General features: G+C 71.5%; 23 protein-coding genes and 4 pseudogenes. 13 read left to right on the top strand and 14 right to left on the bottom strand.

Annotated elements, in window-relative coordinates:
* Window positions 1-45: 45 nt before the first annotated feature.
* Entirely contained in the window at window positions 46-381 is a 336-nt protein-coding gene (locus tag F7Q99_RS27860; RefSeq protein WP_153466729.1) for a hypothetical protein, read from the bottom strand.
* 107 nt (window positions 382-488) lie between these two features.
* Between F7Q99_RS27860 and F7Q99_RS27855 the strand changes: the two genes are divergently transcribed.
* On the top strand, window positions 489-1,376 hold the full coding sequence (locus tag F7Q99_RS27855) for a hypothetical protein (protein WP_153466728.1): 888 nt from the start codon (window positions 489-491) through the stop codon (window positions 1,374-1,376).
* A gap of 299 nt (window positions 1,377-1,675) precedes the next feature.
* Here F7Q99_RS27855 and F7Q99_RS27850 read toward each other — a convergent pair whose 3' ends face one another.
* Window positions 1,676-1,966 carry a hypothetical protein gene (locus tag F7Q99_RS27850; protein WP_153466727.1) on the bottom strand — a complete coding sequence of 97 codons (291 nt, stop codon included), beginning with the start codon at window positions 1,964-1,966 and terminating at the stop codon, window positions 1,676-1,678.
* 218 nt (window positions 1,967-2,184) lie between these two features.
* On the opposite strand from F7Q99_RS27850, the gene F7Q99_RS27845 reads away from it, so the two are divergent.
* The 3 genes and pseudogenes from F7Q99_RS27845 (at window position 2,185) to F7Q99_RS43320 (ending at window position 4,049) form a co-directional block, all read left to right on the top strand.
* Window positions 2,185-3,612, top strand: a complete 1,428-nt coding sequence (locus tag F7Q99_RS27845; RefSeq protein ID WP_153466726.1) for a hypothetical protein — start codon at window positions 2,185-2,187, stop codon at window positions 3,610-3,612.
* Between the two features lie 27 nt (window positions 3,613-3,639).
* A pseudogene (locus F7Q99_RS43325) lies at window positions 3,640-3,771 on the top strand (NUDIX domain-containing protein); the annotation flags it as partial.
* An 80-nt stretch (window positions 3,772-3,851) separates the two neighbouring features.
* Window positions 3,852-4,049: a hypothetical protein gene (locus F7Q99_RS43320; RefSeq protein ID WP_195911327.1), complete on the top strand. Its 198-nt coding sequence runs from the start codon at window positions 3,852-3,854 to the stop codon at window positions 4,047-4,049.
* 67 nt (window positions 4,050-4,116) lie between these two features.
* On the opposite strand, the gene F7Q99_RS27835 is transcribed toward F7Q99_RS43320, so the two are convergent.
* Window positions 4,117-4,452, bottom strand: coding sequence for a hypothetical protein (locus tag F7Q99_RS27835; protein ID WP_153466725.1), 336 nt, complete (start codon window positions 4,450-4,452; stop codon window positions 4,117-4,119).
* On the opposite strand from F7Q99_RS27835, the gene F7Q99_RS27830 reads away from it, so the two are divergent.
* Window positions 4,436-4,819, top strand: coding sequence for a cupin domain-containing protein (locus F7Q99_RS27830; RefSeq protein WP_153466724.1), 384 nt, complete (start codon window positions 4,436-4,438; stop codon window positions 4,817-4,819). The genes F7Q99_RS27835 and F7Q99_RS27830 overlap by 17 nt on opposite strands.
* A 375-nt stretch (window positions 4,820-5,194) precedes the next feature.
* Here the strand turns inward: F7Q99_RS27830 and F7Q99_RS43750 are convergent.
* A pseudogene (locus F7Q99_RS43750) lies at window positions 5,195-5,657 on the bottom strand (replication-relaxation family protein); the annotation flags it as partial.
* A gap of 1,225 nt (window positions 5,658-6,882) precedes the next feature.
* Here F7Q99_RS43750 and F7Q99_RS27820 point away from each other — a divergent pair.
* A complete protein-coding gene (locus F7Q99_RS27820) occupies window positions 6,883-7,107 on the top strand; it encodes a helicase associated domain-containing protein (protein ID WP_153466722.1) in 225 nt (74 codons plus the stop codon).
* A 667-nt stretch (window positions 7,108-7,774) separates the two neighbouring features.
* On the opposite strand, the gene F7Q99_RS27815 is transcribed toward F7Q99_RS27820, so the two are convergent.
* Window positions 7,775-8,044 (bottom strand): tetratricopeptide repeat protein, encoded by a 270-nt coding sequence (locus F7Q99_RS27815; RefSeq protein WP_153466721.1) that lies wholly within the window; start codon window positions 8,042-8,044, stop codon window positions 7,775-7,777.
* A 516-nt stretch (window positions 8,045-8,560) separates the two neighbouring features.
* Here F7Q99_RS27815 and F7Q99_RS27810 point away from each other — a divergent pair.
* Window positions 8,561-11,458: an AfsR/SARP family transcriptional regulator gene (locus tag F7Q99_RS27810; RefSeq protein ID WP_195911277.1), complete on the top strand. Its 2,898-nt coding sequence runs from the start codon at window positions 8,561-8,563 to the stop codon at window positions 11,456-11,458.
* 61 nt (window positions 11,459-11,519) lie between these two features.
* On the opposite strand, the gene F7Q99_RS27805 is transcribed toward F7Q99_RS27810, so the two are convergent.
* Window positions 11,520-11,843, bottom strand: coding sequence for a tetratricopeptide repeat protein (locus F7Q99_RS27805; RefSeq protein ID WP_153466719.1), 324 nt, complete (start codon window positions 11,841-11,843; stop codon window positions 11,520-11,522).
* Window positions 11,844-12,161: 318 nt separating this feature from the next.
* Window positions 12,162-12,311 (bottom strand): annotated as a pseudogene (locus F7Q99_RS27800) (transposase); the annotation flags it as partial.
* Between the two features lie 127 nt (window positions 12,312-12,438).
* Here F7Q99_RS27800 and F7Q99_RS43315 point away from each other — a divergent pair.
* From F7Q99_RS43315 to F7Q99_RS27785, 3 genes are all read left to right on the top strand, one after another.
* A complete protein-coding gene (locus F7Q99_RS43315; protein ID WP_326847274.1) occupies window positions 12,439-13,746 on the top strand; it encodes a VCBS repeat-containing protein in 1,308 nt (435 codons plus the stop codon).
* Window positions 13,747-13,843: 97 nt separating this feature from the next.
* Entirely contained in the window at window positions 13,844-15,403 is a 1,560-nt protein-coding gene (locus tag F7Q99_RS27790) for an FG-GAP-like repeat-containing protein (protein WP_153466718.1), read from the top strand.
* A gap of 187 nt (window positions 15,404-15,590) precedes the next feature.
* Window positions 15,591-16,433 (top strand): hypothetical protein, encoded by an 843-nt coding sequence (locus F7Q99_RS27785; protein WP_153466717.1) that lies wholly within the window; start codon window positions 15,591-15,593, stop codon window positions 16,431-16,433.
* A gap of 213 nt (window positions 16,434-16,646) precedes the next feature.
* On the opposite strand, the pseudogene F7Q99_RS27780 reads toward F7Q99_RS27785, so the two are convergent.
* From F7Q99_RS27780 to F7Q99_RS27765, 4 genes and pseudogenes are all read right to left on the bottom strand, one after another.
* Window positions 16,647-17,152 (bottom strand): annotated as a pseudogene (locus F7Q99_RS27780) (N-acetyltransferase family protein).
* Window positions 17,149-17,568: an arsenate reductase ArsC gene (locus F7Q99_RS27775; RefSeq protein WP_326847273.1), complete on the bottom strand. Its 420-nt coding sequence runs from the start codon at window positions 17,566-17,568 to the stop codon at window positions 17,149-17,151. Before F7Q99_RS27775 ends, F7Q99_RS27780 begins: the two are co-directional and overlap by 4 nt.
* Window positions 17,569-17,612: 44 nt before the next feature.
* Complete coding sequence (locus tag F7Q99_RS27770) at window positions 17,613-18,362, bottom strand: aquaporin (RefSeq protein WP_153466716.1); 750 nt, start codon at window positions 18,360-18,362, stop codon at window positions 17,613-17,615.
* Entirely contained in the window at window positions 18,359-18,745 is a 387-nt protein-coding gene (locus F7Q99_RS27765; protein WP_153466715.1) for an ArsR/SmtB family transcription factor, read from the bottom strand. The genes F7Q99_RS27770 and F7Q99_RS27765 overlap by 4 nt, the downstream gene beginning before the upstream one ends.
* Window positions 18,746-18,833: 88 nt before the next feature.
* Between F7Q99_RS27765 and F7Q99_RS27760 the strand changes: the two genes are divergently transcribed.
* Entirely contained in the window at window positions 18,834-19,343 is a 510-nt protein-coding gene (locus tag F7Q99_RS27760; RefSeq protein WP_153466714.1) for an ArsI/CadI family heavy metal resistance metalloenzyme, read from the top strand.
* Window positions 19,344-19,442: 99 nt separating this feature from the next.
* On the opposite strand, the gene F7Q99_RS27755 is transcribed toward F7Q99_RS27760, so the two are convergent.
* Together F7Q99_RS27755 and F7Q99_RS27750 are read right to left on the bottom strand one after the other, a co-directional pair.
* A complete protein-coding gene (locus F7Q99_RS27755) occupies window positions 19,443-19,676 on the bottom strand; it encodes a hypothetical protein (RefSeq protein WP_153466713.1) in 234 nt (77 codons plus the stop codon).
* Window positions 19,677-19,945: 269 nt separating this feature from the next.
* Window positions 19,946-21,292: an IS30 family transposase gene (locus F7Q99_RS27750; protein ID WP_153466712.1), complete on the bottom strand. Its 1,347-nt coding sequence runs from the start codon at window positions 21,290-21,292 to the stop codon at window positions 19,946-19,948.
* Window positions 21,293-21,312: 20 nt separating this feature from the next.
* On the opposite strand from F7Q99_RS27750, the gene F7Q99_RS27745 reads away from it, so the two are divergent.
* Together F7Q99_RS27745 and F7Q99_RS27740 are read left to right on the top strand one after the other, a co-directional pair.
* Window positions 21,313-21,669: an IS3 family transposase gene (locus F7Q99_RS27745; RefSeq protein ID WP_326847272.1), complete on the top strand. Its 357-nt coding sequence runs from the start codon at window positions 21,313-21,315 to the stop codon at window positions 21,667-21,669.
* A gap of 1,374 nt (window positions 21,670-23,043) precedes the next feature.
* Window positions 23,044-23,283: a hypothetical protein gene (locus tag F7Q99_RS27740; protein ID WP_153466710.1), complete on the top strand. Its 240-nt coding sequence runs from the start codon at window positions 23,044-23,046 to the stop codon at window positions 23,281-23,283.
* A 43-nt stretch (window positions 23,284-23,326) separates the two neighbouring features.
* On the opposite strand, the gene F7Q99_RS27735 is transcribed toward F7Q99_RS27740, so the two are convergent.
* Window positions 23,327-23,890 carry a hypothetical protein gene (locus F7Q99_RS27735; protein ID WP_153466709.1) on the bottom strand — a complete coding sequence of 188 codons (564 nt, stop codon included), beginning with the start codon at window positions 23,888-23,890 and terminating at the stop codon, window positions 23,327-23,329.
* Between the last annotated feature and the right edge of the window lie 513 nt (window positions 23,891-24,403).

Below are 24,403 nucleotides of genomic sequence, written 5' to 3'. Positions count from 1 at the left end.
GAGTGGCAGGACACGGCGGAACGGCCCCACCCATGAGCTGGAGTGTCAAGCGGCGAGGGCATGGGCTCGGTGGGACCACGCGGTTGCCTCGTCGTACGGTGTGCCGGTTTTGAGGCAGCCGTGCAGGATGCCGACGAGCGGCCAGGAGCTGCGCCTGCCGGACAACCGCAAGCTCTGGTGCCTGACCGCGGCTGGCCGCCGGGAGGCCGTCTGCTCCCGGCCGGGGCGAAGCTGTCCGCGCTGCGCCCCGAGTGCGATGGCCAGGGTACGGCGTTCTCCGAGCACGCCCTGGACGTCGTCGCCACCGCCGGCCTCCTCGCCCGCGCCGGCATCGGGTACCTGGCCGCGTTCTCCACCGAGGTTGAGCACTCCATCCCGCACCGCCGTTCCCTGTTCACCGACCTCGTGCTGCGCGACCCCACAAGCGGCTCACCCCGGAGCAGAAGGAGGAGAAGGCCAAGCGGGACCACCAGCGGCTGCTGCACCGCATGGCCGAGGTCGAGACCGCCTCCGAGACGTCCTGGCACGCGCCCGCGTACGGCGGCGACGCCGTCCACGCCCGCAACTACCACCGCGCGCTGCCGGTCGTGGCCACCACCCTGCCGCTGCTTCGCCGCTTTGGCGCCGACGGACCGGTCTGGCACCGGTTCGGCCGCCGCGGCTGGCACACCCTCGACCAGGCGCTGGCCGACCCGGACGGCGACGAGCTGCTGCGCGCGGAGCAGGCCGCCGACCAGGCCCGCCAGGAACGGGAGCAGGAACGGCAGAAGGCGGAGCGCGAGCGCCGCCGTCCGACCTGTACCCGCTGCAAGGCGCCGTTCTCGGACGAGCGGGTGGGCCGAGCGCGACCGGGCCGCCTGGGGCGACGACGGGCTGTGCGCCGGCTGCCGCCGGCGCACAGCCGACCGGAAGGCCCAGGAGGAGGCCGAGCGCGAGCGAGCCGCCGCCGAAGCCGCGGCCGCCGAGGCGAAGCGGCGCGGCTCCTGGTGGCGCCGCTCCTGACCGCGCCTCACCCCGGCCGGGCCGCTGACCTGCGCCGGGGAGTTTCGGCACCTCTGCTGATCTGCACTGGGGAGTTTCGCCCCGGGGCCGGTGAGTTTCGCTCCGGGGCGGTGGTGAGTTTGGCCGCCGCCGCTGGTGAGTTCCGGGCGCCGACCGGTGAGTTTCGGGTGTCGGTGCAGGTCAGGGCCGGTGAGAACGGCCGTCAGCTGAGCCGTCCGGGTGGCGGCCAGGTTCGGCGGGACGGCGGGGCGGGCAGAGCCTGCGGCATGACGACACCCTTCATCAGGCGCCCCCGCCGGCCGCGCCGTCCGGCCGCGCCCACCCCGGCCGCGCCCGCCTCCCCGGTCCGCGCCGGCTGGTGGTGGTGTCGATAGGGCGGACGGGACGGGCGGCGGCGGTTCTGCGCCTGCGGCGGGCTCGGGAGGGTGGGCAACCGGCGTGGCCGGTCCGCTCGGCACGCGCCGCCCGGACGCGCCAGGGGCCTGGTGCTGCCCGCTGCGCCGGGTCGCTGGCCCCGCCCCGTCACGGCAACCGCCGCGCGGCCCGCTGTCGGCACGCGAACACCTCAGCAGCCCGAGCGCCACCTGATGATCCGCCGGACGGCGTACCGAATCCACCCGTCCAGCAGAACGCACTCCGAGCGACTGAACGGCATCGCTCGCCCGTAGGCGGATCAGGACCTGGCGTGGCGGGGCCGGCCGCCGGCGCGGCGCCGCCGGCGCTTGGTGGGGATCGGGGCGTGGGGTCGCCGGGTGGTGTCGTCGATGGTGATCAGGACACGGGTCCAGTCGGTGATCAGCTCGACCAGTTTCTGGACGCGTGCGGGGCCGGTGCTGTTGAAGGAGAGCACGAGCAGGGACGGCGCGCTGGCCAGCAGCACGACGAGCAGCAGCATCGCACTCGCCAGGATGGTGGTCGTGCGAGCGGGCCCGAACAGGGCTCGTGACAGGGACACGGGCAGCATGAACATTCCTCCCGGAAACGTGCTCGGTGAACGTCCCGGCGCTGACCGGCGGGACGTTCACCGAGCCTCGGTGCCAGAGGGGCAGTTGCGGAAGGGGAACAGCCCGGTTCCTGGCCGAAGCCACCTCGGTGTGTCCAAGTAGGCTGCTGCGCCAGCGGGTTGCCGACAGGGAACCCAGGTTCATGGCCCGACCCGGGCCACCGATGGGCAGGAGCGCCATGCAACCCGAACACCACAGTGACGACCGGGGAGAGGAACCGGCCGGAAGCGAAATCGTCGCGACGCCGCATGCCAAAGCACAGCGGGCCCTGAACAGGCACATCGAGCAGATGCTGCGGCAGGCCGGCATGAAGACGCGCTCCGAGTTCAACAAGAGGCACGGGATCCCCAAGTCCACCGCGTCCCGCTACGCCAACGGCGAGCGCACCTGGCCGTGGCGGTTCATGGAACTCCTGATGACCGACGCGGAGAAAGCGGCCGGCGGGCCGCTGACGATCGACGTCCGCGAAATCACCCTCAGCCTGTACGGGGCCGTGATGGAGGTGAGCAACAACGCCGAGTTACGTGAGATCTTCGACCTGGTGAGACAAGGCCTGGGCAAAGACGCCGCGCTGTCTCATGCCTACTACGAGATCTGGATACTGAAAAGCCGGCTCGAACGGCTGCACCGGTCCGGGCAGGCGATGCCGGCCGAAGCCCGGCAACAACTGCGCACCGCAGAACTGGCGGCCGAGCGCCTCGCGGCCGAACGGCACCTGATCCGGGCGCAGGCCGCGCAGGCAGAGCAGCTGCTGCCTCGAGAACTCAGGTTTCTCGACGACCCTGACCTACGGGTTCCCGCCCGGGAACAGGTCCCGCCGTGGTGGCCGCAACCCGTGCCGGCCACCCCCACGGCACGGTTCCCCCAGCACGAAATGGACCACGCCATCTGGCCAGGGTCCGCGACGCCCTCCAGGCGGGCTCCGTGGATCCTAATCGGCGTGCTGCTCGGCCTGCTCGGCGCGGCGGGAATCTGGATCACCCTGCTTCTTCACGGCACGGGCACGGCCAGTACCGTCCAGGCCGCCCCACCTACCGCCCAGCCGACTCCCTCCGGCAACGCCACCACCGCGGCGCAGACAGCCGTGCCCTCACCGGCGACCCCGACCGGCAACCCGACCCCGCCCCTCGCCTTGTCCCCGTCCCCGGCCGCTCCGCAAGCCGATGCACCGGGATGGACAGCCCAGTACCGGGACTCGACCATCAACGTGCCGGCACTGGAAGGTCAATGCCGACAAGGCGTCCTGGACTTCGATCCGGCACGCGGAGCCGTACACGACCCGGATGACATGACGAACCTCATGACCCCCGACGACCTCACCATCCAGCAGCCGTGCTTCACGCTCAACGCGGTCGCCACCGTCTACTCGCAGGTCCAGGCATGGGGAACTTCCACGGCATCGGCACCCGACCCGGCCCAGTGCCGAAACGACGCCATGCGCCACGGCATGCCCGATACCGTGCCACTGAGCAAGCTCACCGTCGGCTCGGCCTACTGCGTCATCACCACCAAACGCTCGCTGGCCTGGTTCAAGGTCACCGGGAAGCCAGGAAGCGACCAGCAGGGCCTGACCGTCACCGCGACCCTGTGGACCCGAAACACCTGACCGTTGCTCGGTTCCGCATAGCTCTCCATGCCCGGCGGCGTGGTCGAGGACGAGGACGGTGAGGAACCGGCCGACGCGCTGCGCCGGGAACTGCGCGAGGAGTTCGGCCTCGACCTGGCGGTGCTGCCCGCGCCGCCGGTGCTGCGCTTCGTCCAGGACCAGGAGACCGAGCGGCCGGGCGAGAGCGTGCCGTTCCGGCTCGGCACCTGGTCTTCACCGCCTACCTGCCCGACCACCTGGTGGAGGCCGTCGCTCTGGTCGAGCAGGACGACCCCGGTCAGGCGCCGGTGGTGTGGCTGCCGGTGGCCAACGCGGCCGGCCTCCACCTGTACCCGGACGTCGGCGCCGTCCTCGGCCAGCCCGTCCGGCCCGACGTCACCGTGGGCGGCCCGGTGCTGCTCCCGGCGATGACCACCACGTCCTACCGGTGGCGCTGACCTCCCGCGCGCAGGCCGCAGCCAGCCCGGCTGTGACTGTGCACCGTAGCTGGCCAGACTCTTCGCGCTACTTGGCCAGCAGGTAGGCATACGTTGAATTGGGCGAACCCACGGGCCCATCGACGGAGACGTCGTTGTCACGCACCAACAGCTGCCAGATGTCCCGGAGCTCCTCGCCGTCGGCGTCGATCACACCGTTGACCGTGTGGTCGAAGGTGAAGTACTCGAAGCCGGGCCGACCCTGCGCTGCGCCGCCGCCCCGCGTCCACCCCGGCGGCGAGCGTCTGACGCAACCTGCCTCACCGCCCGGATGCACCCGGCCGTACGGAGTGGTCGACTCGAGACGACGGGAAGTCTCGAGGGCCGTCACGGAGAGGAGCCGGGCGATGCCGAAGGTATCCAAGCAGTCCGCGACGAAGGTCCAGGAGTTCGGTCCGGTGACTGACCGCCGCGAGGAGATGAACGGCTACACCGTCGAATTCGTCTCCTTCGGGGCGGACGCCGACCTGGACGGGCCGCTGCAGTCGCTGCCCGACGGGAAGTGCCAGTGCCCGCACTGGGGCTACGTCATCGCCGGGCGGATGCGCTTCGTCTTCGCCGACCACGAGGAGGTGTACGAGGCCGGCGACGCGTTCTACCAGCCGCCGGGCCATCGGCCGTACGTCGACGCCGGGACGGAGCTGCTGCAGTTCAGCCCCACCGACGCGCTCGCCCGCACCGAGCAGGCCATCATCGACTGGATGGGCCGCCAACAGGGCGGTACGCCTTAGCTGCCCGGCCGCCGCATCCTGCCGGTCTGACCTCAATCCACGGGAGCGGGGCCAGCCAGCCGGCTGGTGCACGTCGGCCTACCAGCGTGCTCCCGGGGCCCAGCGCCCTGCGCTGACCGCTCGCCTTCCCCACACCGTGCCAACGAGCGGGTGGGCATCGGCGATGCCCTGGAGATCGCGGATGCGCTGCCGGGCGGCGCGCTCGCCGGTGTCGGCCAGGACGAACAGCAGCCTGGGGAAGCGCGTGTAGTGCTGCTGTCAGGCCGGCCCCACGCTCTGCGCGCCTGTTGTGCGCCGCAGATGCACCGGGATGGGGTGGTGTTCGTGGAAGCGGGCGTAGCCGATCAGCTTCGACGCGAGCTTCTCGCTGGCCATGGTGCCGCGGTCGACCTCGACGAATGCCCGGTGCAGCGCCCGGCCGCCGGCGTCGGTCGTGTAGTGCAGCAGGCCGTCGGGGATGATGGCGCCGTCTCGGCCTTCGCCGTAGCTGGTAGACCTCCGGCAGGAAGTCCAACGGTCGGCACTCGTCCCCGGCCTTCCGGGCGCCGGCCACGAACGCCGCCTGGGTGCGGGTGACGGCCAGGATGTGCCCAACCCGCAGCCTCGCCTCGGTCTTGTCCTCGGGCAGCGGCGGGGAGGCCACGCCCACCAGCTCCGGGAAGCGGTCGGCGATCCGCGCGCCCCGCTCGGTCAGGAACCAGGCCCGCAGCCTGCCAGCCTGCGGGAGGACGACATCCTCGACCAGGCCCTCGCCCTTCAGCCGGCGCAGCCGTCGGCGCATCAGCTCAGGCCGGCTGTCGGGGGTGTGCAGGACACGCAGCTGCTCAGCCGTGGCCATCCGGAACTGGAACAGCGCGGCCACGACCTGGGGGTCGATCTCGGGCGGCATCGCCATCACGGGCTCCTCAAAGGTCGGTGCCCACCGCCCCGGCGGCGGCGAGCACCGTATGGAAGCCCGCAGTTCTCCCCACATTTCTCCCCAAGACCGGCCCGTACGGTGACGATCCGACAACGGGTGCACTAACCGGTCCGCCAACCGGGGTTACGAACCGGTGCACCAACCGGTCGCCGCCCTCCCGGCCGCTACGCCCGAATTCTGAGCAAACGCACAGGTCAGAGGCCGTGGCGAGCGGCCGTCAAGGCGAAACTCACCACCCCGACAACCCTCTCCTTCCCCTTCCTGTCCTTGGCTTTGTGGGTGGCGGTTGGCTGGTCGGGTGGGGCGGTGGCGTTGAGGGTCCGCTGCGCCTGCGGCGGGCCTCTTCTTCTCTCGCGTCCGGCTGGTGCCGGCCGCTCGCGGCGGGGCGAGGCGGGCTGGGGCGCGGGCGGCCGCAGAAGGCACCAGGCCGCCCCTGCGAGCCCCGCCGCCGTTCGGGCGAGGGGTCTGTCACCAGCCGAACATGGCGCGTAGCGTTGGTACCGCTGGCGGCGTCTACCGTCCAGGGCGATCGTGTGCTATGGGGGGCGTCGCAGCCAGCCTGAGAGAGCGAACGATCATGGGCATACTTTTTCGCCTGCTGGCCCCGAAACCAGTCAAGAAGATCCGACACGCTGCGCACCCCGTACGCAACGTCAAGCGTGCCGTCACGCCGAAGCCAGTCCGGCAGGTCCGACGCGCCGCGCATCCGGTCAGCATGGTGGAACGAGGCATTGAAAACGGCATCGTGCACGCCGTACGCGGCAGCGGTGGGAGAACAGCCGCCCGCAGGGCTGGCGGTACCGGAACGGTCTACTACGGCACGTGCGGTGTCCACCATCGGCGCCCGGACACAGCCGCCAACTGCAAGGACTGCGCGGCGGTCGATGCGTTGCAGGCCGCCCGCGCTGCCGCTGCGGAAGCCGCCCGGGTTGAGGCGACCCGTAGAGCAGCAGCCGAGTCCGCTCGCGCGGAGGCTGCTCGGGTCCGGCGTGAGGTCATCCTGGCTGACCACAAGCGCGCCGCCGAAACTAACCGGAAGCAGCACGCGACAGCACGAACCTCATCCTGGAAGACCTGGGCGACGCCGCGCTGAACGAGGCCATCACGACCCTGAGCACCGCCCTGCACCCACCTGACCCTGGTCGTGGGTACCGCATCCCGCCCCGGCGGTCTACTGACCCTGTGCCGCCAGCGCCACCTCAACGGCCAGGGCCTGCTCGACCCGGCCCGTGTCAGCGAGTTGGACGCGCTCGGGATGATCTGGTCGAAGAACGCGAACGCCTGGGAGCGAGGCTACGCCTACGCCGCCGCCTTCCACCACCAGCACGGCCACCTGGCGATCCCGGCGACCGCGAAGCTTGACGATTGACCCGCCCCGCACCGGCCACCTGCACCCCCGCCGTCCCGGCCCACCCAGGCCGGGACGGCCGCCCGTACCGCGTTCCCGACTCCCGGAGGCACCGCGCGATGACCGACACCACCCGCCCCAACCCGCGGACCCCGCTGCCGCGCCCGGGCGGCTGGAGCTGGCCCCGTGCAGCAGCCGGCCTGCGCCCGTGGACCGGGACCTGGGCCGCCCGGTCCTCGACTCCCGCTGGTGCGCGGTTCGATGTGGCTGCGCTGGACCGGCCACGACGGCATCCGCACCCTGCACCAGGGCGCCGGCCTGGCCCGCAGCTGGACCGAGAAGGACGTCGACGGCCTGGACGGCTGGGTGGCCCTGATCGACGGCCGGATCGTCCTCAGCGCCCGCCCGGGCGGCGGCCTGCCGGAACCCGTCGTCCACGCCGAGGCGTGGCAGGCCGGAGCGACGCTGCATGCCGCCCTCGCCCAGCACCCCGCCCGCCCCGACCACACCCAAGACGAGGACGAGGACGACGACCAGGAGCACGGGCTGCTCGGCGACATCCGCAGCAGGGTCCGCCGCCGGGCGGCCGGGATGCCCCTGGAGAACATCCAGCAGGCCCTGGAACAGGCCCGGTTCGAGGAACGCTGCGCCGACCGGCACGCCGACGCCGGAGACGAGACCGCCTACGTCACCGCGGCCGCCATCCGCAGCCCAGGTCCAGCCGGACATCCGCGTCCCGGGGCGCGAGCTCCACGGCGGGCGACAGCACCTCGACGGCCACCTCCCAGCACTTGGCCCCGGTCAGTTCGAAACCCAACTCCCGCCGCACCGCGACGTCGTCGGGCCGGGCATGCAGCAGGCCCAGGAGGTTCGCGATCCGGGCCTCGTCCTCGTCGCTGTCCTCCCCGCCGTCCGGCAGCAGTTCAGGCCACAGCTCGTCCGGGTCGAGGAAACACATCCGCCGACAACGTCGCCTCCGCGCAGGCGGGGGAAACCGGCGCCTTCGGACCGGCGCCGTACCTGGCGTCCCACGACGGCGCCCGCAGCGGCAAGCCCGGGGCCGCAGTGATCCCGCCCGGCGGGAACCACCACCCGGTGTCCGGGACAACAGTCCGCACAGCGGATTCGCCGCTGGCCTGGGGCGGCGGCGCGGACTCGACCGGCCCGGTCCGGTGACCGTGGAAGGCAAGCGGCCGCCCGGACGGTCTGGGCAGATGACCGGTTTGGGGGCCTGGGTCAGGCCGCTCGGGTTGCGGTCGTGGGGTCGGACCCGGGTGTCGGGTGCAGCCTGACGCGGCACGCCGCACAAGCGGTCCGAATGACACCCGTGAGAAATATGATCAAGCCGGCTGGCTTGCTCGGCCTCGGCCTCGGGGAGGCGAATGCCGGGGCCGTCACCATATGGTTACGGGGGGATGGGAAGTCAATGTGGTTCGGCCTACTGGGCCCGCTCTCGGTTCGTGAGGGCGATCGTGTGTTGCCGCTGGGCGGCCCAAAGCGCCGCGCTCTGCTGGCTGCGCTACTGCTCCAGGCCAACCGGCCGGTGTCCCTGAGCGGCCTTCAGAGCGCCATGTGGGGTGAGGAGCCGCCGGCCACTGCGGTCGCCTCGCTGTACAACCACGTCGGGCGGCTGCGGCGGGCGCTGGGCGCCGAAGGCACATCGCGGCTTTCGTCCACTCCGCACGGCCTGCTGCTGCGGGTGGCAGAGGGGGAGTTGGACGTCCAGGAGTTCACCGCGCTGCTCGCGCGCGCCCACGCCGCCCGCGTACGGCGTGGTTGGCAGGACGTGAGCCGACACACAAGCGCGGCATTGGCCCTGTGGCGAGGGCAGCCGTTGTCGGACCTGCCGGAGCTGCATGCCCTGGAGGTAGAGGTCCGGCACCTGTGTCAGACCCACCTGCAGGCGCTGGAGTGGTACTTCGAGGCCGAGTTGCAGCTGGGCCGGCACGTGGAGGTGATCCCGGAGCTCGGCCGCTGGGCGGGCCGGCACCGGTTGCACGAGGCGCTGCACGTCCTGCTGATCACCGCGCTGTACCGCAGCGGCCGGCAGGCCGAGGCGCTGGAGGCGTTCGAAACCGTCCGGACGGCGCTGGCCGAGGAACTCGGAGTCGATCCGGGCGCGGCCCTGCGGCACGTCCACCTACGCGTGCTGACCGCCGACCCGCTGATCGTCGGACGATCCACCGCTGCCGACGAGACGGCGCCTGGTGCCCTCGCGCTCACCGCGCGGAGTGGCGTCAGCCTCACCATTCCCGCGGCGGTCGGGGCGGGTGGCACAGAGGAGACCTCGGCCCAGCCGGAACCCGGCAGGCAGCACACGGTGCCGGTACCCGCGCAACTGCCCGCCGAGACCCCGCTCTTCACCGGCCGGCAAAGCGAACTGCGGCGGCTGTGCAAGGTGCTGGAACAGGCCGCCAACGGCGATGGTCCGCACGTTGTGACGGTGACGGGCATGGGCGGCGTGGGCAAGAGCGCGCTCGCCGTCCACGCCGCGCACCTGCTGCGCGACCGGTTCCCCGACGGGCAACTCCACCTCGACCTGCGCGGCTTCGGCGCCTCTGCCCCACGCGAGACCCACGAGGTACTCGCCAGCCTCCTGGCCGACCTGCACACGGCGACGTCCAGCGCGAGCGTCCGGCTCCTGCCCGACCACACCGACGACCGCGCCGCGCTGCTGCGCACCGTGCTCGCCGACCGGCGCATCCTGCTGGTCCTCGACAACGCCCGCGACAGCGCCCAGGTCCTCCCGCTGCTGCCCGGCACCGGCGCCTGCGCCGTAATCGTCACCAGCCGCAACACCCTCACCGACCTGCCCACCGCCGAGCACCTGCCGCTCGCCCCCATGGACATCGAGGAACAGCGCGCCCTGCTGACCGCCCTATGCGGCAGCGACCGCGTCGACCAGGACCTCGACGGCGCCCTGCGCATCCTCGCCGCCTGCGCCGGCCTGCCGCTGGCCCTGCGGATCATCGGTGCCCGACTGGCCGCCCGCCCCGCCTGGCCGCTCGCCACCCTGGCCGACCGCCTCGCCCCCGACGGGCCCGGACGCCTGACGGCCCTGGCCGCAGGGCAGTTGGAGGTACGGGCGACCTTCGCCTCCAGCTACCTCGCCCTGCGGGACAGCGACCAGCACACGGAGCGCGAGGCCGCACGTGCCTTCCGCCTGGTGGGTCTGTGGTCGGGCCAAGTCCTCAGCCCTGGCCCCGCAGCAGCCATGTTCGACCGCACCCCGGATGAGGCGGAGCGCCTGCTGGAACGACTCGTCGACTCCCACCTGCTGGAATCCCCCGCACCGCTGCGCTACCGGCTCCACGACCTCCTCGCCGAATACGCCGCCGAACGTGCCCACGCCGACGAGACCGCGCAGGAGCGCGAGGCGGCCCTGCTGCGCCTGTGCGTCTGGTACGCGCTCGCCGTGGAGAGCACCCGCACAATCCTGCGTGAGACCGGCCAGCTGCCCCCCAGACTCAACCAGGCCCCGCCCGCGCCCCTTCCCATCTTCGCGGACGAGACCCGAACCCTGGCCTGGTGCCGACAAGAACTGACGAACATCGGCGAGGCCATCCGGCAGGCCGGCCAGGGTCCTCGGCCCGACCTCGCCTGGCGACTGGCTGTCTGGCTCTTCGGATACATGCGCACGAGCTGGTGGGCCGGCCAGGGGGAGGACTTCCTCGACCAGGCGCTGCGCATCGCTGATCAGCACCACGACCGGCTCGGCCGCGGCTGGCTGCTGCGCTACCTGGGCATCACCCACGGCATGGCCCGGCGACTGGACAAGTGCGTCCAGGCCCTACAGGACGCCCTCGCACTCTTCGACGACCCTGAGAGCAAAGCGTCGATCCACTGCAACCTTTCGGTCGCCCACACCGCCGCCGGCCAGGCCGACCAGGCCCTCGTCCACGCGCGGGCGGCCTTCGACCTCCACCGGCAAGCCGGCTCCGCGCCGCGGCTCACCGCCCTGGTGGTCAGTTCGATGGCTGATGCCCTGCGGACGGCAGGCCGGCACACGGAAGCCGAAGACCACTACGAGGCGGCCCTCGCACTGTGGCGCGAGCGCGGCGACGCCAACAGCACCGCCATCACGCTGTCCAACCTCGGCGATGTCATGCGCGGTCTCGGCCGGCACCAGGACGCCTTCGCGGCACTGTACGAAGCCCAGGACATCTTCGAACGGATCGGCAATATCTCCGCTATGGCGGACAACCTGATCACCATGGCCCGCACGCATGCCGACTTCTCTGAGTGGCCGCAGGCCCGCATCCGGGTGCTCCAGGCCATCGACCTTGCCGAACGCCACCACCTGGGCCCCTGGCTGAGCGAGGCACACGAGGTCCTCACCACGATCGAAAGCGCCCACGCCGCCGAGTCATGAAGGCGCGGGCGGCGTCGGCAGGGCCTGAACCGGAAGGTCTGGCTGGGGTTTGCTGCCAACCCTAGGCACCCTGCCGAGCAGCGATCGACAGGTTGGCCTGCGTGGCGGCCTGGCTCGCCGGGTCGTCGAAGAGGGCGAGTGCCTCTTCCAGTGCCTCGATGGCCCGGTCGTAGCGCCGGGCCATCCGGTGGCCGGCGCCGAGCAGCAGCCAGGCACGGCCGAGCCGGTCGCCCCGCTGCTCGGTGCTGCGCAGCCCCTGGTGGAGCGAGTCCTCCCACTGGCCGGTCCACCAGCAGGTTCGCATGTAGCCGAACAGCCACACGGGCAGGCGCCAGGCGAGGTCGGGGCGGGGGCCCAGCCGGCTTGCCGGCTGGCTTCGCCTCACACTTGGGGCACTCAAGCCCGTCCGGGCCGGCCTTCTCGTGGAGCTCCAGCGGGGAGCCCGCCTTCCCGCCGATAGAGCCCCGGCACGTCCAGCACGGGCGCAGCGCGGCGTCGGTCTCCGGGGTCTTCTCCAGGCGCTTGAGGGCGCTGGCGGCGGCCTTTCCTTGCGTTCCTCGTGCTTGTGGTGGCAGGGGTGGCAGCGGCCGCCGGGGCGGCGGGTCTACTGGGCCGTGGAGCCCGTACCCATAGGTGTTCTCCTGCTCGGGGACGGCTCTCTGGGGCCGGTGTGGCAGCGCTTTGGCGGTCCTGGCCGACACTCCCCGGCGGTGCCGACGTGTCGGAAGGCCTTGCGGAAGTTGTGGCAGGCGGCGAGCAGGCGCCACTCGCTGCGGGCGTCGTCCTCGCCGCGCAGGAGGAGCTGGCGGCCGTTCTGGCAGGTCATGATCTGGCCGAAGACGGGTTCGACGTAACAGGGAACTGTTAGTGGATTGTTGGGCCGCTGTTGGAGGGCCCTGCCAGCCTCGTGGCGTCCCCGCGTGACTGGTCCCGCAGCGAAGTCGGGGCAGAGTGCGCACCCAACGCTAGAGGCAGGACACGTGAAACCCAAGATCCTCCGACTCCGCCGCATCAGGGCCGCCCTGACCGTCGTCGCGATGCTGCTGACCGGGCTGTCGTTCTCGGTGGGGCAGGCGTCGGCCTTGGTCAGCCCCGCCGCGTTCGAGATCCAGAACCAGGCGACTGGCCTGTGCATCCAGGCGACGTCCGACGTGCATCCGTACCAGATCGAGCTCCATCCCTGCGGCAGCAGCGACGACCAGTACTTCGGGGTCAGGGACCACAACACCTTCGTTGACCTCGCCACCGGCGGCACCTGCCTGGCGACGGACACGCAGGGCAACGCCCTGTCCGTGCTCTGCGGCGAGAGCGCCTACAACGTCCACTGGATGGCCGGCTCCGTCCAGGGCGACTGGACGACCATCAGCAGCCCCAACGGCTGCTATCTGAAGATCCTCAACGGCATGACCCCCGCCTGCATGCCGGGCTTCCAGGGCAGCAACGCCCAGTGGCGCATGATCTACGGGCACCCGAACCACCACAACGGTACGGAGGCGGGCATGGGCCGGGTGAAGTGGGCGGACTTTGATGGTGACGGCAAGGCCGACTACCTCACCATCGGCGCCGACGGCGCGGTCAACGTCTGGCTGAACAAGGGAGGCGACGGCCACGGTGGCTGGCAGGCCCTGGGCCAGGTCGCCACCGGTCTGACCTCGGACACCAGTCGGGTGCGCTTCGCCGACTTCGACGGTGACGGATTGGCCGACTACCTCTGCATCAACCCGGACGGCTCCGTGCACGTCTACCTCAACCGCGGCGGCGACGGCCACGGCGGCTGGCAGGACCTGGGCCAGGTCGCGACCGGCCTCACCTCGGACGCCAGCCGCGTGCGTTTCGCCGACATCGACGGTGACGGCCGGGCGGACTACAACGTCATCAACGCGGACGGCTCGGTCACCACCTACCTCAACAACGGCGGCGACAGCGGCGCCGGCTGGGTCAACTACGGGCAGATCGCCACCGGCTTCACCACCGACCCCAGCCGGGTGCGCCTCGCCGACATCGACGGTGACGGCAAGGCCGACTACTCCGTGATCAACGGCAGCGGCGCGGTCAGCACCTACCTCAACCGCGGCGGCGACGGCCACGGCGGCTGGTCCGACTACGGGCAGATCGCCACCGGTGTCACCAGCGACCAGAACGCCGTCGCCCTCGCCGACTTCACCGGCGACGGCATGGCCGACTACATCTCCACCAACCCGAACGGATCGGTCAACGTCTTCCGCAACGACGGCGGCGACGGCCACGGCGGCTGGACCGATCTCGGTCAGATCGCCACCGGCGCCTGATCCCCACCACCCGTCACCGGTTTGAACGTGGGGGCTTCGGTTCGTCAGCCGAAGCCCCCACGCCTGACCGAACACCGCATCTCTCCATGGGGGAATCTTGAAACGCATCCTGCTGCTCGGCCTGAGCGCCGCGCTGGGCGTGGCCGGCGTGGCCGCCGCCCCGGGCACGCCGTCCGCACACGCCGTCTCTATCGGCACAACCGCCGCGCCTTCGCTGCGCGTCATGCCGCTGGGCGACTCGATCACCGCAGGCGCCGGCAGCTCGACCCGGTCGTCCTACCGGGCTCCCCTGTGGAACCTGGTCGCCGACCAATTCCGCTACACCGTACGCTACGTGGGCTCCCAGGCCGGCGGACAGCTCGCCGACCTCGCCCACGAGGGCCACTCCGGCTACATGATCGACGACATCCGTGCCGGGATCGACCAGTGGCTCGCCGCCGCCCACCCGGATGTCGTCCTGCTGCACATCGGCGTCAACGACCTCGACCGCAGCACCGACCCGACCCACGCGCCCGACCGCCTCAAGGCCCTGGTCGACCGGATCTTCGCGGACCAGCCCGGGGTCGCGGTGGTCATGGAGGGCGTGATCCCGACCACCCAGGGCCTCCAGGTCTCGCCGTCCAACTTCAACGACCGGGCCCGGCAGTTGCAGGCGATCGAGGCTCAGGCTGGGAACAGCTTCCGGTACGTGGAGCCGCCGGCCCTGACGTCATCCGAGATGGCCGACCGCCTGCACCCCAACGACAGCGGCTACAACCGGATGGCGCAGGCCTTCTACACCGGGCTGGACCAGGCGTACTCCGCGGGAGCCGCGCAGGCCTCCGTGACGTCCAACGCCGCCAACGATTCCGGCGGTCTGGGCCGGGTCCGGTACGCGGACTTCGATGGTGACGGCAAGGTCGACTACGTGACGATCAACCAGGACGGATCGTTGCGCGTCTGGTTGAACAAGGGCGGTGACGGGCACGGGGGTTGGCAGGAATTCGGCCAGGTTGCCACCGGCGCCACCACCGACCCCGGTCGTGTCCGCCTCGCGGACTTCGACGGTGACGGGCGGGCCGACTACGCGGTCATCAACCCGGACGGTTCGGTGCACGTCTGGTTGAACAAGGGCGGTGACGGGCACGGGGGTTGGCAGGACCTGGGCCAGGTCGCCTCCGGCCTCACGACCGACGCCGGCCAGATGAAGCTCGCGGACTTCGACGGTGACGGCAAGGCCGACTACGTGGTCATCAACTCAAACGGCTCGGTGGACGTCTACCTGAACAAGGGCGGTGACGGCCACGGCGGTTGGCAGCCCATCGGCCAGGTCGCGACCGGCCTCACCACCGACGCCGGCCGCGTCCGCCTCGCCGACTTCGACGGTGACGGCAAGGCCGACTACGCCGTGATCGACCCCAGCGGCGCCGTGCGGGTCTGGCTGAACCGCGGCGGAGACACCGGCGGCGGCTGGGTGGCCCAGGGCCAGGTCGCCACCGGCCTCACCGCCGACCAGGACCGGGTCCAGTTCGCCGACTTCAACGGCGGCGGGAACGCGGACTACATCCTCACCGATTCACCGTCCAACGCCGCCACCGTCTTCACCTGGAACGGCGGCGACGGCCACGGAGGCTGGAACGGCCTCGGCCAGGTGGCCACCGGCGTATCCACCGGCTGATCCCGCTATCTATGCCGCCCGAGGTTTCAACCCTCGGGCGGCACAGGTGCTGGAGCACATTCGTGTACGGGGAACTGGAGACCGACCACGACGTCCTGGTGACGCTCCACCGCTTCACCCTGGCGACCGCCGAGCAGCTCCACAGCTGCACTGCGGCGCAGCCGGGATCAAGCAGACCCAGAAGCGCATGGCCCGGCTCCAGGCCGAGGGCCTGGTCGAGGTCGACCGCGAGAAGGAGGGCGTCGGCACGCTCGTGGAGAAGCTCACCTCCTACCGCACCTGGTGCGAGCTCCCGGCGAAGGGCACGGCGAAGGCCGTGTTCGAGGCCTCGCTGCGCCGCCGGGGCGCCCGGACGCACGGCCTGCGGCTGTGGCCCACCGTCTACCCGCCGACCGGGCGCGAGGGGCTGCCGCCGGTCGCCCTGGTCCTGGAGGCCGGCCGCAAGCGCACCCGACCCGGAGCGAAGCGGCTCCACCCCGGAGCAGAAGGCGGAGAAGGCCAAGCGGGACCACGAGCGCCTGCTGAACCGCATGACCGAGGTCGAGGCCGCCTCCGAGGACATCTGGCACGCCCCCGCGTACGGCGGCGACGCCGTCCACGCCCGCGACCACCACCGGGCGCTGCCGGTGGTGGCCACCACCCTGCCGCTGCTGCGCCGTCACGGGGCCGACGCCCCGGTGTGGCACCGGTTCGGTCGCCGCGGCTGGCACACCCTCATGACGCGCTCGCAAACCCGGACGGCGACGAGTTGCTGGCCGTCGAGCGGGCGGAGGCGGATCGGGCCCGCCGGGCGCGGGAGGCGGCGGAGCGGGAGCGGCGCCGTCCGGCCTGCCGCTGCTGCTTGGCGCGGTTCTCGGACGAGCGGTGGGAGGAGAAGGAACGGGGCTGGAACGACGACGGGCTGTGCGCCGGCTGCCGCCAGGCCGACGCCGACCGGAAGGCGCGGGAGGCCGCCGAGCGCGAGCGGGCCGCCGCCGAAGCCGCGGCCGCCGAGGCGAAACGCACCAGCTCCTGGTGGCGCCGGTCCTGACCCGGCCTCACCCCGAGCACCGGCCGCTGACCTGCGGTGGGGAGTTTTGGCACCCCCGCTGACCTGCACTGGGGAGTTTCGCCCCAGGGCCGGTGAGTTTCGCCTTGGCCCTGGTGAGTTTCGGGTGTCGTCGCAGGTCAGAGGCCGGTTAGAACGGGCCGGCGCCTCCTACCGGTGGTGCCGGCCTTTCCCGACGATCGGTAGCCGCGCTGGTCAGGTGACGGCGGGGCTGCGGCGCTCCAGGAGGATGACGTCGCGCCAGCGTCCGTGGTGGCGGCCGAGGCGTTCGCGGGTGCCGACGACGCGGAAGCCGGCCTTGGCGTGGAGGGCGAGGCTGGCGGTGTTCTCCGGGAAGATGCCGGACTGCACGGTCCAGATTCCGGCGGCGTCAGTGGAAGCCAGCAGCGCCTCCAAGAGCGCCAGGCCCACGCCGCGACCCCGGGCGTCGGGGTGGACGTAGACGGAGTGCTCGGCCACCCCGGCGTACGCGCACCGATCGGAGACTGGCACGACGGCGGCCCAGCCGAGGACCCGGCCCGCCTGGTCGAGGGCGACCAGGCGGTGCTCGGCGCGAGGCGGGAGGCGTCGAAGGCCTCCCAGGTCGGCGCGGTGGTCTCGAAGGTGGCGTCGCCGCCGTCGATGCCGGCCTGGTAGATCGCCAGAACCTGGTCGGCGTGCTCGGCGAGCATCGCGGTGACGGTCACCGAGGGGGTGGTCATGCGGCGGCCTCGATGCCGAGGTCGGCGAGCAGGCTGCGGATGTGCTGCTCGATCTGGTCGCGGATCGGGCGCACGGCCTCGACGCCCTGGCCGGCCGGGTCCTCCAGCTTCCAGTCCAGGTACCGCTTGCCGGGGAAGTACGGGCAGGCGTCGCCGCAGCCCATCGTGATCACCACGTCGGAGGCCTGCACCGCCTCGACGGTGAGCACCTTCGGGACCTCGGCGGAGATGTCGATGCCGACCTCGGCCAGGGCCTCGACCACGGCCGGGTTCACGGTGTCGGCGGGGGCGGAGCCGGCGGAGCGGACCTCGACCCGCTCGCCGCCGAGGTGGGTGAGGAAGGCGGCGGCCATCTGGGAGCGGCCGGCGTTGTGCACGCAGACGAACAGCACGGACGGGACGGCGGGAGAGCTCACGGGGGTACTTCCTTCGGGCAGGAACAGGAATGGCGGTGCGGGGTTCAGCGGCTGGTGGCGGCCGGGTGGTGCTCGCCGTGCGGGACCACGACGTCCTCGGCGGCGGCAGCGGCGGGGCGGCCGAACAGCACGGCGACTAGGGCGACGCCGACCACCACGCCGACGAGCTGGGCGGCGACGAACGGCAGCACGGAGGAGGGCGCGATGCCGGCGAAGGTGTCGGTGAACGCGCGGCCGACCGTCACGGCGGGGTTGGCGAAGCTGGTGCTGGAGGTGAACCAGTAGGCGGCGCCGATGTAGGAGGCGACCGCGACCGGGGCGAAGTGAGCTCGGCCGGCGCGGGCCAGGCCGAAGATCAGCAGGATGAGCCCGGCGGTGGCGACGACCTCGCCCAGCCACAGGTGCGGGGCGAAGCGGGCGTCGGTGGACCAGCGCACCAGCGGCTCGGCGAACATCGCGTCGGCCAGCACCGCCCCGCCGATCGCGCCGAGGATCTGGGCGGGCAGGTAGGCGGCGGCCTCGCGCAGGGTCGGGCCCTCGCCGTCGCGCCGGCCGGTCCACCACGCGGCCAGGGTGACCACGGGGTTGAAGTGCGCGCCGGAGACCGGGCCGAGCAGCGCGATCAGCACGCCGAGGCCGAACACGGTGGCCAGGGAGTTGGCCAGCAGCTGCACGCCGACGTCCTGGGACAGCTTGGTGGCCTGGATGCCCGAGCCGACCACGACCGCGACCAGGGCACCGGTGCCGACGAACTCGACTGCGGCCCGGCGCCCGAGCGGAGCCATCTGCGTCATCTCGCGCCCCCAGCCGGGAGGGTGGCGGCCGGGGCCTGGAGCAGAGCGGACAGCTTGGCCAGCGCGGCGGGCAGCACCCAGTAGTAGACCCAGGTGCCGCGCCGCTCGGAGCCGACGAGTCCGGCCTCGCGCAGCACCTTCAAGTGGTGGGAGATGGTCGGCTGGGAGACGTCGAAGGGGCCGGTCAGGTCGCAGACGCAGGCCTCGCCGCCCTCGTGCGAGGCGATCAGGGACAGCAGCCGCAGCCGGACCGGGTCCGACAGGGCCTTGAACATCTTCGCCAGGTCGGCGGCGGATTCCTCGCCCAGGGGCTCGCGGACCATTGGCGAGCAGCACGCCACCGCGTCGTCCTGACCGAGCACCGGCAATTCCAGATTCGACATACGTCTATGTTGACAGCCATCTATCCGGAGAGGCAAGCTCGCTGTATCGACAGACGTCGAAACAAGACCTCGGATCGGGGAGACCGCCATGTCCCGCGTTCAGCTCGCCCTGCGCGTCGCCAACCTCGAAGGCTCCATCGCCTTCTACTCCAAGCTCTTCGGCACCGAGCCCGCCAAGCGCCGCCCCGGCTACGCCAACTTCGCCATCACCGAGCCCCCGCTCAAGCTCGTCCTCATCGAGGGCGAGACCGACCAGGACACCCGCCTGGACCACCTCGGCGTCGAGGTCGAGTCCACCGAGCAGGTCACCGCCGCTACCACCCGCCTCAAGGACGCCGGCCTGGCCACCTTCGAGGAGAACGACACCTCCTGCTGCTACGCGCTCCAGGACAAGGTGTGGGTGACCGGCCCGGGCAAGGAGCCCTGGGAGGTCTACGTCGTCAAGGCCGACGCCGACACCCTCGGCAAGAGCGCCGACAGCGCGCCGGACGCCTGCTGCGGCACCACCGCCTGCTGCACCCCGGACGAGCAGGCTATCGACCCGGCCCAGAGCCCGGCCGAGGCGAAGGCCGCCGCCGGCTGCGCGTGCGGCAGCTGACGCCGCTCCAAGTCGGCCCGACCCCAGAACCGGCGCGGACCGGGCCAGCACTCTGGCAGGCGGCCGGCCGCTGCTTTCGCAGCCGCACCGGACGGTAAGTCACCTGCCCGCGCCCGCCGTTGCGGTACGGTACGGCCATGGGCTGATCGTGGCCTTGCCGGGAGCGGCTTCGGCCGCTCGGGAAGGCAGAACAGCGATGGAAAGGGGCGGCCCGCGCTCGGGCCGCCCCTTCGCCATTCCCGCCAGCTGCCGGCTCGGCGCATCGGCCAGGCCATCGCGCAGCTCATCGGGCAGGGTGACGACCCACGCGCTCTCCTCCTCCGGATCGCTCACCAGAACGCCGAACCGGGGATGGGCGGTGACATGTGAGAACGGCTCGTCGAGCAGCAGCGCCGCGTCCTGGGCGGGACCACAGCTCGCGGCAGCACCGCCGTAAGCAGGGCGAGACCTCCCTCAGCCGGGCTCCGCACTGCCTTGGCTCAGCCCGGCGCATTCATCAGGAAGGTGAGATAGGCTCACCGCCCTGGAGTACGCGCTGCACGGCCGGCCCATCGAACCCGGGAAACTGATCCACCACAGCGACCACGGCTGTCAGACCGGGTTCAAGGGGTCGTTGCAACACCGCTGGTTTGGAGCGAGAGTAGCTGATCGTCGAGGGCCTCCGCAGGAGTTCTCCAGCCGAGTGTTTTCCGCGGCCGGGTGTTGAGCGCGCCGGCGACGGCTTCGAGGTCGCGGGCGGTCCAGCGGGCCAGGTCCGTGCCCTTCGGGAAGTACTGCCGCAGCAGCCCGTTCGTGTTCTCGTTCGTGCCCCGCTGCCAGGGGCTGTGCGGGTCGGCGAAGTAGACGGCGATGCCTGTGTCGGCCTTCAGCTGGGCGTGCTGGGCGAGCTCCTTACCTCGATCCCAGGTCAGCGATCTGCGCAACTGCTGTGGGATATTGGCCATTTGGGCCGTGAGGGCCTTGCGCATCGCCTCGGCTCCGTAGCCGGCCAGCGCGGGGCCGTTCTTCACCCTTGGCTCGACGCCTTCCATCCGCGGAAGGTGGACCAGGCGGTTCGTCCCGATGATCAGATCGCCTTCCCAGTGGCCCGCGACGGCCCGGTCCTCGGCCTCGGCGGGACGCTCGCTGATCATCACGTCGGGCGTGACGTGACCGGCCGCCTTCTGGCGGGCGCGCGAGCGCGGAACCCGAAGGGCACGCCCGGTCCGCAGGCACGTGACCAGCTCACGCTCGAGCGCGCCGCGGCCCTGGACGTAGAGGGCCTGGTAGATCGCCTCGTGCGAGATCCGCATGGATTCGTCGTCCGGATAGTCGACCAGCAACCGCTTCGCTATCTGCTCCGGACTCCACGCCGTCGCCCAACGCCGGTCCTGACGGCGGGGCTTGTTCCGCCCCTTCCACTCCTGCGTCGCCGGACCCGGCACCAGCCTCCCGTCGGGAGCCTGGATCAAGCCGGCCAACCGGTCCTGCACGTACTCGCGCAGCCGCTCGTCGGCCGCGAGCTTCGCGGTCTTCGGCCGGCCTGCCGCCAGCTCGGCCTTCCACTGCGCGATCGAGGCCCGGTAGTCGAGCCGCCCGCACCTCGTGGCCGCGTTGCGCCGCAGCTCCCGAGAGATCGTCGACGGCGAGCGCCCCAGCCTGCGGGCTATCTCTCTCACGCCGGTGTCCTGGGCCCTCAGCAGGGCGATCTCCTCGCGCTCGGCGAACGACAGATACCGACCTGACAGCGGACTGAGCTGGATCGAAGGCATCCCGCCACGATCGCGGAACCACCGCGAACCGACCGGCCCGGACACGCCGCACGCCAGCGCGGCATCCTCGCTCGTGAGTCCCTCGGCGATCTTCAACCAGAACGCGCGCTCCACATCCCGACGCACCGGCGGCCGGCCCGGCGACCGCATCGCCGGACGCCCCGTCACCTTCGTCGTCCACCCCGCAGGCCGCCCCATCCGACACCTCCACAATCGAGGTGTTGCGACGACCAGTTGAATCCACCCAATACACGTCCATCAAGCTCACAACTCGCCTGCTGAAGGCGGGAATCGAGCCCAGCATGGGAACCGTCGGCGACTCGTTCGACAACGCCCTCGCGGAGAACTTCTGGAGCGTGCTGAAGACCGAGTGCGTGCGCCGCACGACCTTCGCCACCCGCACGGACGCGGACCTGGCCCTGTTCGCCTACATCGACGGCTGGTACAACACCCGCCGCATCCAGAAACGACTCGGCTGGCTCAGCCCCGACGAGTACGAGGCGAAGTACTACGCCGACCACGCGACGGCCGAACCAGTGGCCGTCGAACCACCCACACCCGCCCTCACCAGGTAATGACCACCTCCCACCCAGCGGGGGAAGCTCACAGGCGGGTGGGCGGGGATCGCAGGTGTGACCTGTTGGTGGTGGTGGGCGTCAAATGGCCTCTGGCACGTGGTTGTCCGGACCTTTGGTTGGGCCTGTTGGGGGTGTGGGGTGGGTGGTGGTGGCTGGTTTGGTGACTGTGTGTGGTGGCGAGTGGGGTCGTGGGTCGGGTCGGGCCGCTTGGGGCCGGCGGGGTGCTGTTGGGTGTGTTTTCGGGGCTGAACTCCGCCGGGTATTTCGTTCGGTTGTTTTGGCGGATTGGTTGATGGTGGTGGTCTGAATTCGGGGCGGAATTGCGGGGTGGGGGTGGTGGCGGGGGTCGGTGTTCGGTTTCGTCCGGGGTTGTGCCGCCGGCCCTCTGCGCCGTCCGGGCCTGCTGCGTCCTGCTCGGTCGCCGTCGTCCAGGGCCGTGCGCGGGCCGGGGGCCGCCGTCCGGGGCCCCCTCTGCGCCGCCGTCGCCGTCCCGCCGACCTGGCTGCCGTCCGGGCCGCTGCGCCGCTCTGGTCGGTGCTGCGCCCCGCCTGCCTGCCTGCTTGCCGGGCCGCAGTCCGGGCCGCGCCTCTGCTTCGGCCGTGCCCGCCCGCCCCGCTCCGGGCGGTGCTGCGCGGCCGTCCCGGGCCGCCGGGCTCGCTGCCGTCGCCGTCCCTGTGCTTCCGCCGGCCTCGCTGCGTGCCGCCGTCCTGGCTGGGTGGCTGGGTGGCCGTCAGGCCGCCGTGGAGGTTGTTCTGGTGGTGGTTGGGGGTGGTGGCTGGGGGGTCGGTTCGGGGTGGGTTGGTGCTGTCGCGCCTGCTGTCGCGTGTTGCCTGTCGTGTGGGGTGCTGTCGCGTGTTGTGACGTGGGCGGATACCCCTGTTCCCCTGTGTGTGGTGGGGGCGCGACAGGTGGGTGCGACAGGGTGCCGGGCGGGTCCGCGGCTGCCGCTCGGGTGGTGGCCGCAGCCGGGTGCCGGCGACCGCCAGGTGCCGGTGGTCCTGGTCGCGGTCCGGGGCCGCCGTCCGGGGCTGCTGTCCAGGGCGGTCGGGTACGGCCGGGAGGGGCGGCCGTTCTCGGGGCGGCTTTCTCCTGGTGGTGGTGTTCGGCGGCCGGGTGGTGGGTGGGGGTGCAACGCGGGGGTGCAACCGCGGTGTTGCGCGGGGGTGCAGCACGGGGCCGTGTTGCGGGTCTGACCTGGTGTTATGTGGCCGGGAGCGGGGCGGGTGGGTGTGTTGCACCCCGTGTTGCAGCGGGCTGCGCCGGTTGGCTGGCCTCGGCTCCTCCCTTGGCGTTTTGACAGATCAGCCCCGGTATTTGCCCTTCTGTCGTGACATTTTGTCAACATCACTGCAGGGCCCTACAGTGCGCGGCATGAATCTCCGCACCAAGAAGACGCTGACTGCCCTGCTCAGCGGCGCGATCCTCCACATCTTCTCGATCATCAACATCCTGTCCAGAGGCGCGCACCTTACGCCGGTCTTCTTCGTCTTCGTGGCCTTGAACTTGGCTATCGCCGGGTACACGTGGTGGTGGTACGGCGACTCCCCCAAGGCGGTGGGTTTGCGGGCGAAGGCGGAGGCCAAGAAGGCCGCCCGGCAGCAGTTGAGCTGATCGCTCGGTCTCCCGTTCACCCACGTCCGCCCGTCAGAAGCCGTCAGCAACACCCGAACTCCCTTGGACGCGGTTCGTTCCGACGCCGTGCCCAGTAGGCGTAGGTGACGGCCAGCAGCAGCGGGCCCCACATGACCAACAGGGACTGGCAGCACACTGCCAGTACCCGCCACCCGTTGTCGGTGTAGTGCAGGCCGGGGAGGACGCCGAGGATCCCGAGCGACCACTCGACCAGTACGCCGGTCAACACCAGCCCGCCGAGGGTCGCCGGCACGATCGCCGCGGCCGGCGGCACCCGCCGGCCACCGATGACCGGGATCCAGCCGGGCGCGACCTCGCCCCACCCGCGCACCAGGCCGAGGGAGAGCAGGGCGAGGCACTCCGAGACCGTGCTCAGGGTGAAGACGTACGGCGCGATCTCCCACCAGTCGTAGGTCTTTTCCTGCACCGTGCCCATGGTGAAGCCGAACGCGAACGGCAGCCGCCACAGGCACGCGGGCAGTCCGACCAGCGGGATGGCCCGCGCCATGGCGGTGGCCCAGCGCGGCACGGGTCGCTCGGTGCCGTCTGTGGTGGGAGCGGCCGCGGGCATCGTCGTCGTCTTCATGCTCACAGCCTTCGGCAGCAGCCTATCCGCGGCATCGTCCTGGTGGATGACGCCGGTGCCTCTGGCGGGGGAACCCGTCTGGATGTCCGGTGTGTCGGGCACGTTGTGCAGCCCGGTGCAGGAGTGCGGCAGTTCGCTCCATGTGATGCCGGTGAGTCGCCGCGCCAGTACCACTGGAGGCCGGGCGGGATCAGTTCGTCGAACATGCTCTGCAGTGCCGGGAACGGCATCGGGCCAGCGGCTGGCGATCGCTGTTAAGTCAGTGGCATTGGCCCTAGTCGACGTCCTCGCGATGGTTGACCTGCCCTCGCTGGGCGGCCCGGACCGGCCCGCTGGACGCCACCGGCGCACGTGACGGCCCGCTCCCTGCCCGGTCGGGTGGTTGTCTGGACAGGGTGCTGAAGGGCTGCCCGAACGGGGTGCTGGACGGTGTGTCCGGAGGTTGTGCCGGGGGTAGTGGCAACCGTACGGTCCAGCCCCTGTTTCCCGAGGTCGGACCGGTCGGGCAAGCCG

Origin of the sequence: Streptomyces kaniharaensis (assembly GCF_009569385.1) — a bacterium.
Lineage (GTDB): Bacteria > Actinomycetota > Actinomycetes > Streptomycetales > Streptomycetaceae > Kitasatospora > Kitasatospora kaniharaensis.
Note: the sequence above shows the minus strand (reverse complement) of the source record. Positions and strands in the feature narration are given on the sequence as shown.